Consider the following 17,528-nt stretch of genomic DNA (forward strand, 5'->3'; position numbering starts at 1 on the left):
GATCCCATGCAGCAAGACCTCCATTCCCCCTCCCTGCCCCTCGCCCGGCGCCGCTGGTTGCAGCAGGCACTGCTGTGCGCGCTGCCGGGCGCGGCACCGCATGCCTGGGCTCAGGCGGGAGCGGCCAGCCCGCTGGGGCCAGCCTGCCTCGACCGCAGCGACTGGCCTGCCTTCGCCGCCCGCCACCTGCAGGCCGACGGCCGCATCGTGGATTTCGACACGCCGCGCCAGCAATCGACCTCGGAAAGCCAGTCCTACGGCCTCTTCTTTTCGCTGGTGCACGGCGACCGCGCCGCTTTCCGGCGCATCCTGGACTGGACTGTCGCCAACCTGTGCGACGGGCAGCCCGACCGCCGCCTGCCGGCGTGGCAGTGGGGCCGGCGCGACGATGGCGGCTGGGGCGTGATCGATGCCAACCCCGCCTCCGACGCCGACCTGTGGATCGCCTATGCGCTGCTGGAGGCCGGGCGCCTGTGGCAGCAGCCGGCCTACACCGCGCTCGCCCGCCAGATGCTGGTGCTGGTGATCCGCGAGGAAGTGGTGCGCCTGCCCGGCCTGGGCGCCATGCTGCTGCCCTGGCCGCGCAGCGTGGGCAAAGGCCCCGTGTGGCGGCTCAATGCCAGCTACATGCCCCTGCCCCTGCTGCGCCGGCTGGCCGCCGAGAACCCGGCCGGCCCCTGGAGCGAGATCGCGCAGAACACGGTGCGCATGGTCGCCGCCACCTCGCCGCACGGCTTCGTGCCCGACTGGTGCGCCTGGAGCGAGGCCCGGCAGGCCTTCGTCACCGATCCCGAAAAGGGGGCGGAAGGCAGCTACGACGCCATCCGGGTGTACCTGTGGGCGGGCATGACGGCGACGGGCGACACGGGCCGGGCGCCGCTGCTGCACAGCCTGTACGGGCCCCGCGCCCTGCTGCAGTCCACCGGTCGCGTCGCCGAGCGGGTCGACACCGCCACCGGCACGGTCCGCGGCGATGGCCCGCCGGGCTTCTCGGCGGCGCTGCTGCCCTACCTGCGCGCCCTGGGCCATGAACAACTCGTGCAGGCCCGGCTGGCCTTCGTCAACCTGCGCACCGCCGCCGGCCAGCCGCTGCTGCCCTATTACGAACGCATGCTGCTGCTCTTCGGGCGTGGCTGGCTGGAAGGCCATTTCGCCTTCGACGCCAGCGGCCGGCTGCAGCCGAATCCTGCCCCGCCATGCCCCGCCAACGCCTGACCCCCTTCCCCGCGTCCCTGCGCACGCTGCCTGCCGCGCTGGGCCTCGTCTGCTCGCTGATGCCCGGCACGCCCGCCCGGGCCCAATCGGACGCGGCCACGGCCCTCGTCGAGCAGGGCCGCTACTGGCAAGCCCTGGGCCGCAACGACCTGGCGGAGGAGAGCTGGCGCAAGCTGCTGCGGGTCGACCCGAACGCACCCGATGCGCTGGCTGGCATGGCGCAGCTCGAACTGGCGCGTGGCAATGCCGATGCGGCCCGCAGCTGGATCGAACGGTTGCGGGCTGCGCGGCCGGGCGATGCCCGGCTCGCGCGACTGGACGAGCAACTGCGCCGCCCGGCCGGCGCCCCGGCGCAGGCCAACGACCTGCAGCGCGCCCGGGCCGCGGCGCAAGCCGGCCGTACCGAGGAAGCCATCCGGCTGTACCGGGAGGTGATCGGCAAACAGCCGGTGCCCGAACCGCTCGCCCTGGAGTACTACCAGGTGCTGGGGGGTTCCACCCAGAGCTGGGACGAAGGCCGCCGCGGCCTGGAGCAGCTGGTGCAGCGCAACCCCGGCAACGCCGCCTACCGGCTCGCCCTGGCGCGCGTGCAGACCTACCGCGAGCCCAGCCGGCGCGAGGGCATCCGCAGCCTGGCCGAACTGGCAGGCCAGGGCGGCGACACGGCCACCGGCGCGCGGGAGGCCTGGCGCCAGGCCCTGATCTGGCTGGACGCGCGGGCCAGCGACACGCCGCTGTATGAGCAGTACCTGTCCGGCCGCACCGATGAGGCGGTGAACGCCCGTCTGACCCGCCTGCGCGAAGGCGCGCAGGCCAGCGCCCAGGCCCAGCCGCTGGCACAGGGCTACCGCGCCCTGCAGCAGGGCGACGAGAACACGGCCCAGGCCCGCTTCCAGGACGTGCTGCGCCAGAACCCGAACGACCCCGAGGCCCTGGGCGGCCTGGGTGTGGTGCGGCTGCGCCAGCAGCGCTATGCCGAGGCGCGCCAGTTGCTGGAGCGCGCCAGCCGCGGTGGACAGGCCAGCCAGTGGGCGCAGGCCCTGCGCAGCGCGACCTACTGGCAGCAGGTGGGCGAGGCCCAGGCCGCGCGCGAACGCAACGACAGCGCGGCGGCGCGCCGCCTGTACGAACAGGCCACGCGCACCGACCCGGCCGAGCCCGTGGCGCGTCTCGGCCTGGCCGACCTCCAGCAGGCGGCGGGCGAACTCGGCGCCGCCGAAGAGAATTACCGCCGCGTGCTGCAGGCCCAGCCCGCGCAGGCGCAGGCCCTGGCCGGCCTGGTCACCGTCTACGCCCGGCAGGGACGCCAGGCCGATGCGCAGGCCCTGCTGCAACGCCTGACGCCCGAGCAGGTCGCGCAACTGGGCGACCTGTCGGCGCTGCGCGCAGAGCAGGCCCGCGCACAGGCGCAGCAGCAGCTGGCGGCAGGCGACACCGCCGGTGCCCAGCGCACGCTGGAAGACGCGCTGCTTGCCGCCCCCAACAGCCCCTGGGTGCGGCTGGACCTGGCCAACCTCTACCGCCGGGCCGGCCTGGTGCCGCAGGCCCGCGCGGTGATGGACGGCCTGCTGATGAGCCAGCCCGACATGCCCGACGCGCTGTATGCGTCGGCCCTGCTGGCCGCCGACACGGGCGACGGGCGTGCCGGCCTGCAGTACCTGGAGCGGATTCCCGCAGCACGGCGCACGCCCGCAATGGCCCAGTTGCAGCGTCGCCTCTTCGTGCAGGACAGGGCGGCCCAGGCCACCGCGCTGGCACGCCGCGGCCAGGTGCAGGCCGCGCGCGAACTGCTGTCCGCCACCCAGTCCAGCCTGGGCGCCGACCTGCCGGCCGAGCCCTGGAGCCAGCTGGCCGAGGCCTATGCCGAGATCGGCGATGCGCCGCGGGCGCTGGCCATGGGCCGGCAACTGCTCAGCCGCACGCCCAACCCCAGCGTGGCCGACCGCCTGCGCTACGGGCAGTTGCTGCTGGCCACGCGGCAGGACATCGAGCTCTCGGCCCTGCTGCGGCAATTGCAGGCCAGCGCCCTGACGGCCGCGCAGCGCCAGGACTTCGACGGACTGCGCAGCGCCTATGCGATCCGCCAGACCGACGCCCTGCGCCAGGTCGGCAACCTGGAAGCGGCCTACGCCATGCTGTCGCCGCTGCTGGCGGAACGCCCGGACGACGCCGGCGTGCTCGGCGCGCTGGCACGGCTGTACTCCGCCGCACGCGACGAGCGTCAGGCGCTGGCGCTGTACCAGCGGGTGCTGCAGCGCCAGCCTACCGACCTCGACACCCTGCTCGCCGCCGCCGCCAGTGCCAGCGCGCTGCGCGACCACGACGACGCACTGACCTATGTGCAGGCCGCCCTCAAGCAGGCCCCAGGCGAATCCCGCGTGCTGGCGGCGGCGGGCCGCGTCTACCGCAACGCGGGCGACAGCCGCCAGGCCGAGCAATTTCTCGCCGCGGCCGTGCAGGCCGAAGCCCGGCAGGCCGGCCTGGCCACCGCCGTGCCTGGTGCTGGCGGCGCGGCCCCAGCCAGTGCCAACCCGTTCGCGGGCATGACCGGCCCTGCCGGCAGTGCGGGCGCCTGGCCCGGCGGTTTGGGTACGTCCACGGCGCCTGCCGCCGTTGCCGCCTACATTCCGCCGCCGCTGAGCGCAGGTGCCGTCTACGCCTCGGCCGGCGCATTGCCGGCGCCACCCGCGGGCTGGTCGGGTACTGCCGCGCCCGGTGCGCTTCAGCCCGCCTCCGCTTACGGCGCGGGGGCCAGTCCCTGGCCGATGGCGACAGCGGGCGGTGACGTGCTGCAGCCCTGGCCGGCGGGGCCGGTTGCATCGCCGCCGGTCACCGCGTCCTCTGCTCCGGCGCCGAGCGGCGGGGCGACCCGCCACCGACGAGCGGCAGGCAGCGGCGGGGCCACCGGCACTGCGGCGGCGCCCGCGCAGCCTGCGCCCCCCCTCGCCGCCGCGCCCGCTTCCTCGCCGGGCCCCGCCAACGCCGGCGCAGCCGCGCCCCTGTGGCTGCCCGTGCCCGGCGCGGCGGTGGCAGGCGCCACCTCGCGCAGCCTGCCCATGGTGCAGGTGCAGGCACGGGCCGACACCGACTGGCCCACGGCGCCCATTGCGCCCGCCGCCACAACAGCCGTGGCCGCCACGCCGCTGCAGGCCGAACTGGCCGACCTTCAGAGCGCACGCAGCCCCAGCCTGAGCGTCGGCACGGTGTTGCGCGCCCGCGGCGGCGAATCGGGGCTGAGCCGGCTGAGCGATCTGCAGACGCCCATCGAGGCACGCTTTCCCGTCGGCGAAGGCAAGCTGGTGGTCAGCGCCACGCCCACGCTGCTGGACTCGGGCACGCCTGCGGCAGATTTCGCCACCGGTGCCCGCTTCGGCGGCGGGCCCCAGGCCACGCTTGCACAGGCCTACGGCAGCGTGGCGCCGGCAGGTGCCCAGGACGCGGCGGGCGTCGGCCTGAGCGTGGGCTACGAGGGACCGCAACTCAGCGCCAGCATCGGCACCACGCCGCTCGGCTTCGCCGAGACCAACGTCATCGGCAAGGTGGCGTACCAGGGCAGCTTCAGCGACAGCCTGAGCTACAAGGCCGAGCTCTATCGCCGGCCGGTGACCGACAGCCTGCTGTCCTTCGCGGGCGCCAAGGACAGCCGCACCGGCGAGCGCTGGGGCGGCGTGGTCGCCAGCGGCGGCCGCTACGACATGACCTACGACAACGGCACCATGGGCATCTACGGCTACGCTGGTGCCGCCGCGCTCAACGGCACCGAGGTCCAGGACAACGCCCGTGCGGAGTTGGGGGCGGGCCTGTATTTCCATGTGCTCAAGAGCGCCGGCTCCTCGCTCACGGCCGGCGTCAACCTCGGGCTCATGCACTACGACAAGAACCTGAGCTACTTCACCTACGGCCACGGCGGCTACTTCAGCCCGCAGCGCTACTTCAGCCTCGCCTTCCCGGTCGCGTGGGAGGGCCGCAGCGACCGGCTGTCATGGCGACTCAATGCCTCGCTGGGCGTGCAGTCGATCCAGCAGGATGCGGCGGACTACTTTCCGACAGACAGCGCGCGCCAGACGGCCGCTGCCACCGCGCTGCGGCAGGCCTTCGCCGCCAACCTCTACACCGGCGTGCTCGACGCGCGCTATGCGGCCCAGAGCAACACCGGCCTCGCCTACGGACTGGGTGCGGTGGTGGAGTACCAGGTGATGCCGCGGATGTTCCTGGGCGGGACGGTCAGCCTGAGCAACGCGCGCAACTACCGCGAGTTCAGCGGCGGCGTGTACCTGCGCTACCTGTTCGATGGCGGCGACACCTTCGGCACGGGCGCTGGCCGGGGCAGTGGACCGTCGCCGCTCAGCTCGCCGTACACGCCGCTGCTGTGAGCACGGCGGCCGTGCGCAGGCGACCGCCGAGCCGGCCGCTTGCCGGGCGGCGGCGGCCCGATGGCGGGCTCGGCGATCGGCACGCCGGACAGCCGCGCGCACCGGGCACAAAAAAGCCCCCGGACCTTGATGTGTCCGGGGGCTTCGATCGGCATCCCGCCAAGCGGGATGGCGACAGTCTGGTGCCGCTTGTCGGAATCGAACTGACGACCTACCGCTTACAAGGCGGGTGCTCTACCAACTGAGCTAAAGCGGCAAAGCCTGCGATTCTATCGAAAGGGTCGCGGGCCGATCACTTCACGCGCTTGAGCGCCGGCCGGCCGCCGCTGGGGGGCCGCGGCGGCTCGTCCGGCGGCGGCTCGATGGCGGCGGACGCCCCGCCCGGTTGGGATTCGGCGGCTTCGCCCACCAGATGCATGCCCGGCCGGGGCTCCGGCGTGGCCTGAGCCATGCCGGGCGCGATGACCTCGCCCGCCTCGGACGCCTGCGCGTCCAGCGGCGGGAAGGCCATGCCCTGGCCGTTCTCGCGCGCATAGATGGCCACCACCCGTCCGATGGGGACGATGATGTCGCGCGCGGTGCCGGCGAAGCGGGCCTTGAACTCGATGAAGTCGTTGCCGATCTTCAGCGCGCTGGTCGCGTCGTAGCTGATGTTCAGCACGATCTCGCCGTTCTTGACGTACTCGCGCGGGACCTGGACGGTCTCGTCCACCACGACCGCGATGTACGGTGTGAAGCCGTGGTCGGTGCACCATTCGTAGAGCGCACGCAACAGGTACGGCCGCAACGATGTGGATTCGAGGGCGCTGATCATGAATGGCGCGTCGTTCTCTCTTGCCGTCGCCGCGCGCTTACTTGCGCATCACCTTCTCGGAAGGCGTCAGCGCCTCGATGTAGGCGGGGCGCGAGAAGATGCGCTCGGCGTACTTCAGCAGCGGCGCGGCGTTCTTGCTCAGGTCGATGCCGTAGTAGTCCAGACGCCACAGCAGCGGGGCGATGGCCACGTCGAGCATCGAGAAGTTCTCGCCCAGCATGTACTTGTTCTTGAGGAACACCGGGGCCAGCTGCGTCAGGCGGTCGCGGATGTGCGAGCGGGCCTTCTCGATGGCCTTGTCGTTGCCCTTGGCGCCGCGGTTCTCGAGCGTGGAGACGTGGACGAACAGCTCCTTCTCGAAGTTCAGCAGGAACAGGCGCACGCGGGCGCGGTCCACCGGGTCGCCAGGCATCAACTGCGGATGCGGGAAGCGCTCGTCGATGTACTCGTTGATGATGTTCGATTCGTACAGGATCAGGTCGCGCTCGACCAGGATCGGCACCTGCCCGTACGGATTCATCACGCTGATGTCCTCGGGCTTGTTGTAGAGGTCGACGTCACGGATTTCGAAGTCCATGCCCTTTTCAAACAGCACGAAGCGGCAGCGGTGGGAGAAAGGGCAGGTCGTTCCGGAATACAGCACCATCATGGCGAAAGGCTCCAAAAAATCAAAAAAGAGTGGGCCGCTTGAGCAGCCCACTCTGTACGTTCACGCACCCGGCAAGCCCGGGCCACGCCGTCCGCGTTCTCTCTACTTCACGTCCTTCCAGAACGCGGCATTGAGACGCCAGACGAAGACCAGCGACACCGCCAGGAACAGCAACACCCACACGCCGACGCGCACGCGGGTGTTCTGCGCGGGCTCTGCCATCCACTGCAGGTAATTGACCAGGTCGCCAACGGCCTGGTCGAACTGCAGGGGCGTCATCTTGCCCGGCTTGACCTGCTCCCAGCCCTTGAGCACCTCGGTTTCGTGGCCGTGCTGCTCCACCTTGTCATAGACCGGGCGGCGCTCGCCTTGCAATTCCCACAGCACGTTGGGCATGCCCACGCTCGGGAAGGCAAGGTTGTTCCAGCCGGTTGCCTTGGTGTCGTCGCGGTAGTAGGTGCGCAGGTAGGTGTAGAGGTAGTCGGCACCGGTGCCATTGTGACCTGCGCGCGAACGCGCCACCAAAGTGAGGTCGGGCGGGGTGCCGCCGAACCATTCCTTGGCCTGTCGGGCATCGATGTTGGCCTTCATCGTGTCACCCACCTTTTCGGTGGTGAACAGCAGATTGTCCTTGATCTGCTGTTCGGAGAGGCCGATGTCCTGCAGGCGGTTGTAGCGCATGAAGGCGGCCGAGTGGCAGTTGAGGCAGTAATTGACGAAAAGCTTGGCGCCGTTCTGCAGCGAAGCCAGGTCATTGGTGCGCACCGGCGCCTTGTCCCAGGCGATGCCGCCTTCGGCCGCCAGGGCGCCCGTGGCAAGGCCCAGCGCCATCATCAACGAGAGGATCAGTTTCTTCATGGGGATGCTTCTCCGGCGGCTCGGTCAGTGCGCGGCAAAGGTCACGCGCTCGGGCACGGGCTTGAACTCGCCCAGGCGGGTCCACCACGGCATGAGCAGGAAGAAGCCGAAATAGAACAGGGTACCGACCTGCGACACACGCTCGCCGAGGGGGGACGGCGGCTGCACACCCAGATAGGCCAGCACCACGAAGACGACGACGAACACGCCGTAGAGGTACTTGTGCCAGGAAGGACGGTAGCGGATCGACTTCACCGGGCTCTTGTCCAGCCAGGGCAGGAAGAACAGGATGATCACGGCGCCGCCCATGACGACCACGCCCCAGAACTTGGCGTCGATGGACAGCATCATCGCGCAGGCGATGACGGCCGCCACCACCACGGCGATCTTGGCAACGCTGGCCATGCGCGTCTTCCAGACGCCGAACACCGCGGCACCGACGACGCAGGCGATGAGCGCGTACATCATCTCGCTGGTGATGGCACGCAGCATCGAATAGAAGGGCGTGAAGTACCAGACCGGGGCGATGTGGTTGGGCGTCTTGAGCGGATCGGCCGGGATGAAGTTGTTGTACTCCAGGAAGTAGCCGCCCATTTCCGGCGCGAAGAAGATCACCGCCGTGAACACGATCAGGAACATCACGACCGCGAAGATGTCGTGCACCGTGTAGTACGGGTGGAACGGGATGCCGTCCAGCGGCCGGCCCTGCGCGTCCTTGTTGGCCTTGATCTCGATGCCGTCGGGGTTGTTGGAACCCACGTCGTGCAGCGCCAGCAGGTGCGCCACCACCAGGCCCAGCAGCACCAGCGGCACCGCGATCACGTGGAAGCTGAAGAAGCGGTTGAGGGTGGCGTCGCTCACCACATAGTCGCCACGGATCAGCAGCGCCAGGTCGGGTCCGATGAAGGGAATCGCGGAGAACAGGTTCACGATCACCTGCGCGCCCCAGTAGGACATCTGGCCCCAGGGCAGCAGGTAGCCCATGAAGGCCTCGGCCATCAGGCACAGGAAGATCGCGCAGCCGAAGATCCAGACCAGCTCGCGCGGCTTGCGGTAACTGCCGTACAGCAGGCCGCGGAACATGTGGAGATACACCACCACGAAGAAGGCCGAGGCGCCGGTGGAGTGCATGTAGCGGATCAGCCAGCCCCAGGGCACGTCGCGCATGATGTACTCGACCGAGGCGAAGGCCTGGGTCGCATCGGGCTTGTAGTGCATCACCAGGAAGATGCCGGTCACGATCTGGATGACCAGCACCAGCAGCGCCAGCGAGCCGAAGATGTACCAGAAGTTGAAATTCTTCGGCGCGTAGTACTCCGACATGTGGACGCGGTAGGCGTCGAAGGCGGTCGGGAAGCGGTTGTGCAGCCAGTTGCCCAGCTTGGCGCCGGCGGGCGCGTTGGGCGAGATGTCCTTGAATTCGGCCATGGGTGTCTCCTCCCGCTCAGGCGTTGGCGTTGCCGTCTTCGCCGATCAACAGGCGCGTTTCCGACAGGTACCTGTGCGGCGGAACGGGCAGGTTGTCGGGCGCGGGCTTGTTCTTGAACACGCGGCCGGCCAGATCGAAGGTCGAGCCGTGGCAGGGGCAGAGGAAACCGCCCTGCCAGTCGTCGGGCAGCGAGGGCTGAGGACCCGCCTGCAGCTTGTCGGTGGGCGAGCAGCCCAGGTGGGTGCAGATGCCGACCACGACCAGCACCTCCGGCTTGATCGAGCGGTTCTCGTTCTGGGCGTACTTGGGCGTGAATTCGGACGGATTGCGCTTGGACAGCGGATCGGCGAGCAGCGGATCCAGCTTGGGCAACTCGGCGATCTGCGCGGGCGAGCGCTTGAGGATCCAGACGGGCTTGCCACGCCATTCGACCGTGATCTTTTCGCCGACCTGCAGGCCGCCGATGTCGACCTCGACCGGCGCGCCGGCCGCCTTGGCTTTTTCGGACGGCTGGAAGGTGCTCACGAAGGGAATCGCTGTGGCAACCCCACCCACAGCGCCGGCACAGCCGGATGCAATCAGCCAGGTCCGCTTGCTGGCGTCGACCCGTTTCGGGCCGACCGGGATATCACTCATGGGGGTTCCTCGATGTACTTGTGGGCTGTGCCGGGTCAACAAACAATTTTAGCGGAGGGGTTTTCGCTGCTTCAACGCGGGACACCCCCGATATCCAAGCCGTCGCGGCCGTCCGCCAAGAGGCAGGAAAAGGCCCGACAACCGCGGATCGGAGCCATCATGCCGTCGGGCTCGACGCCCGTCCGACTCTCTATACTTTCCCCTAAAGTGTTAACACACATGGGAAAGGAGAAACTTTTCATGAGCTTTTTCAGCGAGTTCCGCGAATTTGCGGTCAAGGGCAATGTGGTCGATCTGGCCGTGGGCGTGATCATCGGCGGCGCATTCGGAAAGATCGTCGATTCGCTGGTCGGCGACGTGATCATGCCGCTGGTGGGGCTGGTCTTCGGCCGACTCGATTTCTCCAACCTCTACGTCGTGCTCGGCACGATACCTGCGGGCGTGACCAATACCTTGGCCGATCTCAAGAAAGCCGGTGTTCCCGTCCTGGCCTACGGCAACTTCCTGACGATCGTCGTCAACTTCGTGATCCTGGCCTTCGTGATCTTCATGATGGTCAAGCAGATCAACAGGCTGCGCCGCGAAAAGGCGGAACCGGCCGCCGCCGCGCCTGCCGCGCCGCCGGAAGACATCGTGCTGCTGCGCGAGATCCGCGACAGCCTCGCACGCCGCTGAACATCCACCCGCCCCTGCGCAGCGGGCGGCGCCGGGGCCGTCGGCGCAGTACGCCGTTCGCCGGCAGCCCGCTCAGCAGCCGGCCAGGCTTCGCGCCATCCGCACGGCGGCGATCAGGCTGTCGGCCTTCGCGACGCCCTGGCCAGCGATGTCGAAGGCGGTGCCGTGGTCTGGGCTGGTTCGCACGAAGGGCAGGCCCAGCGTCACGTTGACGCCGGTCTCCACGCCGAGGTACTTCACCGGGATGAGCCCCTGATCGTGGTACATCGCGATCACGGCGTCGAACTCGCCTGCGGCCTGGCCCGGCTGGCGTCGAGCCCTCATGAACACCGTGTCCGGCGCGAAGGGGCCGAAGGCCTCGATGCCCTCGGCGCGCGCGTCGGCCACCGCCGGGGCGATCCGCTCGATTTCCTCCCGGCCGAACAGGCCGCCCTCCCCGGCATGCGGATTGAGGCCCGCCACGGCGATGCGTGGCACGCGGCCCAGCATGCGGGCCAACGACGCATGCGTGATGCGCAGCGTCTGCAGCACGCCGCCGCGGCTCAGGCGATCGATGGCCTCCCGCAGCGACACATGGATGCTGACCAGCACGGTGCGCAGTTCGTCGTTGGCCAGCATCATCCGCACCGGAACCTCCTCGATGCCCACGCCCCGGAAGGCCGCGGCCTCGGCCTGGAGCAGTTCGGTGTGGCCCGGAAAACCGTAGCCGGCCGCAGACAACGCCTCCTTGTGCAGGGGGGCCGTCACCATGGCCGCGATCTCCCGGCGCAGCGCGGCGCGCGCTGCCCATTCGACGGCAGTGCCCGCGCTGCGGCCCGCTTCGGCCGTGATGCGGCCATAGTCTGGCGGCACCAGCGATGCGCCGACCTGCAGCACGGGAATGCATCGAGGCGGCATGGCCCACGCGTCGGCCGGCCGCTCGATCTGCGCGACGGGCCAGGCCAGGCCCTGCGGACCGGCCATCAATCGGGCAGCACGGCGCATCACGGCGACATCGCCGGCGACGAAGCAATGCCGCAGCGCATCCGGCGCCTCCTGCCAGGCACGCACGATGATCTCCGGACCGATGCCCGCCGGGTCTCCCTGGGTAAGCGCCAGGACGGAAGAAGCATCGGGGGCACGCATGGCGAACGGCTCAGGCAGGGTTGTCGATGTCGATGAACTCATGCGCCAATCCGAATTGCGCCGCGACATGCGCGGCAACGGCGGGGGCGCCGTAGCGCTCGGTGGCATGGTGACCGCAGGCAAGGAAGGCCACGCCCGACTCCCGGGCGTAGTGCGCCTGGGGCTCGGAGATCTCGCCGGTGATGAAGGCATCGGCCCCGGCGGCGATGGCCGCCTCGAAGAAGCCCTGCGCGCCGCCCGTGCACCACGCGATGCGCTGCAACGGCCGGCCGTCGCCGGGAATGGCGGTGACGCGCCGCTCCAGCCGTGCCTCGATGTGCAGGGCCAGTTGCTGCGCGCTCTCGAACTGCAGCCCCGCGCCCGGCGCGCCGAGCCAGCCCAGGTCCTGGTCGCCGAATCGCTGATGCTGGGGGACGAGCCCCAGTTGCCTGCCCAACTGCGCGTTGTTTCCCAATTCGGCATGGGCGTCCAGCGGCAGGTGATAGGCAAAGAGATTGACGTCATGGCCGATCAGCAGGCCGAGCCGCTGGCGCATCCAGCCGGTCACCCGCCCGTCCTGGCCGCGCCAGAACAGGCCGTGGTGGACGAACAAGGCGTCCGCACCTGCCGCGATGCCCGCCTCGATGAAGGCGCGGCTGGCAGTCACGCCGGAGACGATCTTGCGGATCTCGCCCCGCCCTTCCACCTGCAGGCCGTTGGGCCCGTAGTCCTTGAACCGTTCGGGCGACAGCAGCTCGTCGAAGGCGTGCAGCAGGGCGGATCGCGTGATGCTCATGCGCGCATTGTCGCGGGCCGCATGGCATGGCCGCGCGCGGCCAGCGGCAACCAGGCCAGCACGAAGCCCAGCAGCGCGAGCGCACCGACATAGTGGGCGGGCGCCATCAGGTCGCGCTGCAGCCAGAGCGTCAAGATCACGGGCGTCAGCCCGCCGAAGATGGCGTACGACATGTTGTAGGCAAACGACAGGCCGGAGAAGCGCACCGGCGCCGGAAAGGCGCGCACCCCGGCGATCGGCACCGTCGCGATGGTGCCCACGAACAGGCCGACCAGCCCGTAGTGCCAGAAGAGCGAGGCGGTGGTGCCCGGCAGGCCGGTGTAGAAGAGATAGGCCGTAATGAACAGACCGGCCCAGCCGACCAGCATGGTCGGCCTGGTGCCGAAGCGGTCGCAGGCCCAGCCGACGATCACACAGCCCAGCGTCAGCGTCAGCGTGGCCAGGGCGTTGGCCTCCAGCGCGATGGCCGCAGGAATGTGGTGCACCTTCTGCAGGTAGGTGGGCGTGTACAGCACCACCACCACGATGGCGGCGGACAGCACCCAGGTCAGCAGTGCCACGAAGAAGACGGGGCCGCGGTGGTCGCGCACGATCGTCTTGAGGGGCAGTTCGGCCGCCACATTGCGCCGCTGGGCCAGTTCCTGGAACACCGGCGTCTCGTGCAGGAAGCGCCGCAGGTACACCGACACCAGGCCGAACACGCCACCCAGGATGAAGGGAATGCGCCAAGCGAAGTCGCTCACCTCCGCCGGAACGTAGTGGGTGTTGATGGCCACTGCCACCAGAGACCCGAGCAGGATGCCGCCAGTGATGCCGGCCGTGAGCGTGCCCACGCCCAGCCCGTAGCGCTGGGCCGGCACATGCTCGCCGATGAAGACCCAGGCGCCCGGCATCTCACCGCCGATCGCGGCGCCCTGCAGCACACGCATGAGCAGCAACAGCAACGGGGCGGCCACACCGATCGCCGCGTAGGTGGGCAGCAGGCCGATCACCAGCGTCGGCACCGCCATCAGGAAGATCGACAGCGAGAACATCCGCTTGCGGCCCAGCAGATCGCCGAAGTGGGCGATGACGATGCCACCGACCGGCCGGGCCAGGTACCCCGCCGCAAAGATGCCGAAGGTCTGCAGCTGCCGCAGCCAGTCGGGCATCTCCGCAGGGAAGAACAACGCCCCGATGACCGTGGCAAAGAAGACGTAGATGACGAAATCGTAGAACTCGAGCGTGCCGCCCAGCGCCGAAAGGGCGAGTGTCTTGTAGTCGCGCGCGGTGAGGGCACGCGGACCGGCGGAAGGGAATGCAGAGGACATGACAGAGCAATGCAGCGGAGACGGCCGCCGGCCGGCGCGTCCGACACGGGACACGGAAGGTGAGGGAAGACAGCGAGGGCGTCGACAGGCGTGAGACACAGACAACCGGATGGATTGCGCAGGCCACTGTCGGGGCGGCCGGATAGGCCAAGACCGGAGATTTTAGGGTTTACCCCTGGCCTCGAGCCGCAACGGGGTCTTGTCCGACGTCGAATCAAAAGTCGGCTCCGACCGTTGGGAGACAATTCCGGGCCGGCGGACCCCTCCGCCTTCCCTCTGCCACAGCACCCCTCCTCTCTCCTCATGAAGCGCATCTGGCTGCTCTTTGCCCAGGCCGTGACCGTCCTGCTCGCGGGCTATTTCGTCGTCGCCACCCTCAAGCCCGAATGGGTCCGGCGGGGCAGCACCTCGCTGGGCGGCGTCGTCTCCATCATCGAGGCGCCCGCCTCGGCACCCACCGCGCCGGCGCCCGGCAGCTTTGCGGCCGCCGCGCAGAAGGCGGCGCCCGCGGTCGTCAGCATCAACACCAGCAAGGCAGCGCCGCGGCATCCGCGCTCGAACGATCCCTGGTTCCGTTTCTTCTTCGGCGACCAGGACAACGAACAGCCCCAGGTCGGCCTGGGCAGCGGCGTGATCGTCAGCGCGGACGGCTACATCCTGACCAACAACCATGTGGTCGAGGGCGCCGACGAGATCGAGGTCACCCTGAACGACGGCCGGCACGCGAGCGGCCGCCTGATCGGCACAGACCCCGACACCGACCTGGCGGTCATCCGCATCGCGCTGGACAAGCTGCCGGTGATCGTGCTCGGCAACTCGGATGCGCTCCTCGTGGGCGACCAGGTGCTGGCCATCGGCAATCCCTTCGGCGTCGGGCAGACGGTGACCAGCGGCATCGTCTCGGCACTGGGCCGCAACCAGCTCGGCATCAACACCTTCGAGAACTTCATCCAGACGGATGCCGCCATCAACCCCGGCAACTCCGGCGGCGCGCTGATCGACACCGAGGGCAATCTGCAGGGCATCAACACCGCCATCTATTCGCGCTCGGGCGGCAGCATGGGCATCGGCTTCGCCATTCCCGTGTCCACGGCCAAGCAGGTGCTCGAGGGCATCGTGAAGGATGGCCGCGTCACCCGCGGATGGATCGGCGTGGAGCCCGCCACGCTCACGCCCGAGATGGCCGAGACCTTCGGCGTCAAGGCGACCCAGGGCGTGATCATCACCGGCGTGCTGCAGAACGCGCCCGCTGCGCAGGCCGGCATCCGGCCGGGCGACGTGATCACCGGTGTGGGCGACAAGGCCATCGGCAACGTGCAGGAACTGCTGACCGCCGTGGCCGGGCTCAAGCCGGGCACGGCCAGCCGCTTCCAGGTTCAGCGCGGCAACGACCGGATCGAGGTCGACGTCACCGCCGGAACAAGGCCGGCCACGCCGGTGCGGCGGCGCCAGGCCGAGTAGCGCAGGCAAATCCTGGCCAGACGATTGGGCCTCCGCGCATGCGCGGAGGCCCTTGGGGTCGCCTGCGCGAGAAACGCGCTCCTCGCCTGGACAACAGCCGTGCGCGCCAGGTCCGCGCTTGCTTACTTTACTGTCCCGCCGACTTCGCTTCTTCGCTCGCGGCCTCGGTCTCTTCGGGTGCCCGCGTGGCGTTGGCGAAGTACCGCGCGGCGACGATGCCGATCTCGTACAGCACGCACATTGGCACGGCCAGCGCCAATTGCGAGATGACGTCGGGCGGCGTGACCACCGCGGCCACCACGAAAGACAGCACGATGAAGTAGCCACGGAAGCTGCGCAGCTTCTCGATGGTCACCATCTCGAACCGCACCAGCAGCATCACCACGATCGGCACCTGGAACGCGAGGCCGAAGGCGATGTACAGCGAAAGGATGGACTCCACGTACGAAGAAATGTCGGGCGTGGCCGCGACCGAGGCCGGTGTGAAGCGCTGGATGAAGGCGAACATCTTGTCCAGCACGAAGAACTGCACGAAGGCGATGCCCGCATAGGCCAGGAAGCTGCCGAAGATGATCAGCGGCAGGGCAAAGCGCTTCTCATGGCTGTAGAGGCCCGGCGCCACGAAGGCCCAGACCTGATACATGAGCCAAGGCAGCGCCAGCAGCACGGCTGCCATGGCCAGCACCTTCAGCGGCACGAAGAAGGGGGAGAACACACCAACCGCGATCAGCTTGGCATCGGGCGGCATGTGCGCCTTGATGGGCATGGCGATCCAGTCGATCAGGCCTCCGGGCCCCGGCCAGAGCGCCAGCAATGCCGCCGCCAGTGCGATGCCGTAGATGCAGTAGAGGAGCCGGTCGCGCAGCTCCGTCAGGTGGGCAACGAATGGCTGCTCCGTGCCTGCAAGCTCGTCTTCTTTGTCGTGGGAGGGAGATTCAGCCATCAGAGGTCACCGCGTGGCCGGATTCGGGCGCACAAATGAACGGAAAGGAAAAAAGCCGCGGAGCCAGGATGTACCGTGCAGGCTTCCGCGGCTCAGGCGCCGGGCCGTGGCCGATGACGGGCCACGCGAGCGGCTCCGGACTGCGCGCGGGTGCGAACCTTGTTGCGCGCCTTGTACCAGGTTGGAACGGCGCCCTGCTTGAGGCGCCAGTTCTTCTTCGGATGGCGGTAGACGGGGTAGACCGGCGCCGCCTCGTAAGAGGTGGCCGGCGTGACGGTGTCCAGGCCGGAGAGGTCGTTGTGCACGTCCTGCGCGCCGTCGCGGATGCTCTGCTCCACGTCGCGCGCCGCGCCTTCGACGCTGTCCTTCATCTTGCGCAGCTCATCCAGCTCCATGGAGCGGTTGACCTCCGCCTTGACGTCGTTGACGTAGCGCTGCGCCTTGCCGAGCAGCGTGCCGACCGTCCGCGCCACGCGCGGCAGCTTCTCGGGGCCGATCACGACCAGTGCAACGGCGCCGATCAGCGCCATCTTCGAAATGCCCAGATCGATCACCGGCGTGCCCCTCGCTCAGGAATTGCGCGCAGCACTCAGGACTTCTGACGCGCCTCGACGTCGATGGTGGACTTGTCGGCCGAGGGCTGGCCGGTCACCTGCTGCGTGGGCGTCCCTGCGGCGGGGGCGTCGGACGATCCGTCCTTCATACCGTCCTTGAAGCCCTTGACGGCGCCGCCGAGGTCCGAACCGATGTTCTTCAGCTTCTTGGTCCCGAAGACCATGACCACGATGAGCAGCACGATCAGCCAGTGCCAGATGGAAAACGAACCCATGGAAGACTCCTAACAATGTTCAAATTTTAGACTGCGGACGGGCTCAGCCCTTGAGCCAGGGACGCGGACCGCCCATGACGTGGACATGGAGATGGTGCACCTCCTGCCCGCCTTCCTTGCCGGTGTTCACCACCACGCGGAAGCCACCCTCGGGATAGGCGCCACAACCCTGCTCCAGGGCCAGACGGGGCGCCAGAGTCATGATGCGGCCCATCAACGACTCGTCCTCGGACGTGAGGTGCGCCATCGAAGCGATGTGCCGCTTCGGCACGATCAGGAAATGCACAGGCGCCCACGGCGAGATGTCGTGGAAAGCATACAGGTCGTCGTCTTCGTACACCTTCCGCGAAGGAATCTTTCCTTCGACGATCTTGCAGAAGATGCAGTCGGGCTCAGCCATTCGATTGGGTCTTTTAGGGGAGGGGAACGCAGAAAG

16 protein-coding genes and 1 tRNA gene are annotated in these 17,528 nt (G+C 68.9%); 4 read left to right on the plus strand and 13 right to left on the minus strand.

Going from position 1 to position 17,528, the window contains the following annotated elements; translation table 11 throughout:
• Positions 1 to 6 precede the first annotated feature (6 nt).
• Both bcsZ and KBC94_RS12640 read left to right on the plus strand, forming a co-directional pair.
• Complete coding sequence (gene bcsZ, locus KBC94_RS12635) at positions 7 to 1,215, plus strand: cellulose synthase complex periplasmic endoglucanase BcsZ (protein ID WP_294370490.1); 1,209 nt, start codon at positions 7 to 9, stop codon at positions 1,213 to 1,215.
• On the plus strand, positions 1,197 to 5,588 hold the full coding sequence (locus KBC94_RS12640) for a cellulose biosynthesis protein BcsC (RefSeq protein WP_294370492.1): 4,392 nt from the start codon (positions 1,197 to 1,199) through the stop codon (positions 5,586 to 5,588). The genes bcsZ and KBC94_RS12640 overlap by 19 nt, the downstream gene beginning before the upstream one ends.
• Positions 5,589 to 5,768: 180 nt before the next feature.
• Here the strand turns inward: KBC94_RS12640 and KBC94_RS12645 are convergent.
• From KBC94_RS12645 to petA, 6 genes are all read right to left on the minus strand, one after another.
• A tRNA-Thr gene (locus KBC94_RS12645) sits at positions 5,769 to 5,844 on the minus strand.
• A 36-nt stretch (positions 5,845 to 5,880) separates the two neighbouring features.
• Positions 5,881 to 6,402: a ClpXP protease specificity-enhancing factor gene (locus tag KBC94_RS12650; RefSeq protein ID WP_294370494.1), complete on the minus strand. Its 522-nt coding sequence runs from the start codon at positions 6,400 to 6,402 to the stop codon at positions 5,881 to 5,883.
• A 37-nt stretch (positions 6,403 to 6,439) separates the two neighbouring features.
• Positions 6,440 to 7,051, minus strand: coding sequence for a glutathione S-transferase N-terminal domain-containing protein (locus tag KBC94_RS12655; protein WP_017761645.1), 612 nt, complete (start codon positions 7,049 to 7,051; stop codon positions 6,440 to 6,442).
• 102 nt (positions 7,052 to 7,153) lie between these two features.
• Positions 7,154 to 7,909 (minus strand): cytochrome c1, encoded by a 756-nt coding sequence (locus KBC94_RS12660; protein WP_017761644.1) that lies wholly within the window; start codon positions 7,907 to 7,909, stop codon positions 7,154 to 7,156.
• A 24-nt stretch (positions 7,910 to 7,933) separates the two neighbouring features.
• On the minus strand, positions 7,934 to 9,337 hold the full coding sequence (locus tag KBC94_RS12665) for a cytochrome bc complex cytochrome b subunit (protein ID WP_294370497.1): 1,404 nt from the start codon (positions 9,335 to 9,337) through the stop codon (positions 7,934 to 7,936).
• Between the two features lie 16 nt (positions 9,338 to 9,353).
• A complete protein-coding gene (gene petA / locus KBC94_RS12670) occupies positions 9,354 to 9,974 on the minus strand; it encodes a ubiquinol-cytochrome c reductase iron-sulfur subunit (RefSeq protein WP_294370499.1) in 621 nt (206 codons plus the stop codon).
• Positions 9,975 to 10,214: 240 nt separating this feature from the next.
• Between petA and mscL the strand changes: the two genes are divergently transcribed.
• Positions 10,215 to 10,649, plus strand: a complete 435-nt coding sequence (gene mscL, locus KBC94_RS12675) for a large conductance mechanosensitive channel protein MscL (RefSeq protein WP_294370502.1) — start codon at positions 10,215 to 10,217, stop codon at positions 10,647 to 10,649.
• A 72-nt stretch (positions 10,650 to 10,721) separates the two neighbouring features.
• On the opposite strand, the gene pdxA is transcribed toward mscL, so the two are convergent.
• Genes pdxA through KBC94_RS12690 form a run of 3 tightly spaced genes read right to left on the minus strand, consistent with a single transcriptional unit; the run spans position 10,722 to position 13,859 of the window.
• Complete coding sequence (gene pdxA / locus KBC94_RS12680; protein ID WP_294370504.1) at positions 10,722 to 11,774, minus strand: 4-hydroxythreonine-4-phosphate dehydrogenase PdxA; 1,053 nt, start codon at positions 11,772 to 11,774, stop codon at positions 10,722 to 10,724.
• 10 nt (positions 11,775 to 11,784) lie between these two features.
• On the minus strand, positions 11,785 to 12,549 hold the full coding sequence (locus tag KBC94_RS12685; RefSeq protein WP_294370506.1) for a Nif3-like dinuclear metal center hexameric protein: 765 nt from the start codon (positions 12,547 to 12,549) through the stop codon (positions 11,785 to 11,787).
• Positions 12,546 to 13,859, minus strand: a complete 1,314-nt coding sequence (locus tag KBC94_RS12690; protein ID WP_294370508.1) for an MFS transporter — start codon at positions 13,857 to 13,859, stop codon at positions 12,546 to 12,548. The genes KBC94_RS12685 and KBC94_RS12690 overlap by 4 nt, the downstream gene beginning before the upstream one ends.
• Positions 13,860 to 14,162: 303 nt before the next feature.
• Between KBC94_RS12690 and KBC94_RS12695 the strand changes: the two genes are divergently transcribed.
• A complete protein-coding gene (locus KBC94_RS12695) occupies positions 14,163 to 15,320 on the plus strand; it encodes a trypsin-like peptidase domain-containing protein (protein ID WP_294370510.1) in 1,158 nt (385 codons plus the stop codon).
• Positions 15,321 to 15,447: 127 nt separating this feature from the next.
• Here the strand turns inward: KBC94_RS12695 and tatC are convergent, their stop codons facing one another.
• The 4 genes from tatC to KBC94_RS12715 all read right to left on the minus strand — a co-directional run bounded on the left by tatC (position 15,448) and on the right by KBC94_RS12715 (position 17,492).
• Positions 15,448 to 16,263 carry a twin-arginine translocase subunit TatC gene (tatC, locus tag KBC94_RS12700; protein WP_294370511.1) on the minus strand — a complete coding sequence of 272 codons (816 nt, stop codon included), beginning with the start codon at positions 16,261 to 16,263 and terminating at the stop codon, positions 15,448 to 15,450.
• 92 nt (positions 16,264 to 16,355) lie between these two features.
• Complete coding sequence (gene tatB, locus KBC94_RS12705; protein WP_294370512.1) at positions 16,356 to 16,817, minus strand: Sec-independent protein translocase protein TatB; 462 nt, start codon at positions 16,815 to 16,817, stop codon at positions 16,356 to 16,358.
• Between the two features lie 35 nt (positions 16,818 to 16,852).
• A complete protein-coding gene (tatA, locus tag KBC94_RS12710; RefSeq protein WP_017761020.1) occupies positions 16,853 to 17,092 on the minus strand; it encodes a Sec-independent protein translocase subunit TatA in 240 nt (79 codons plus the stop codon).
• Between the two features lie 43 nt (positions 17,093 to 17,135).
• Positions 17,136 to 17,492, minus strand: coding sequence for a histidine triad nucleotide-binding protein (locus KBC94_RS12715; protein ID WP_294370514.1), 357 nt, complete (start codon positions 17,490 to 17,492; stop codon positions 17,136 to 17,138).
• Between the last annotated feature and the right edge of the window lie 36 nt (positions 17,493 to 17,528).

It is taken from the genome of Pseudacidovorax sp. (assembly GCF_017991995.1).
In the GTDB taxonomy this organism is placed as follows: Bacteria; Pseudomonadota; Gammaproteobacteria; order Burkholderiales; family Burkholderiaceae_C; genus Xenophilus.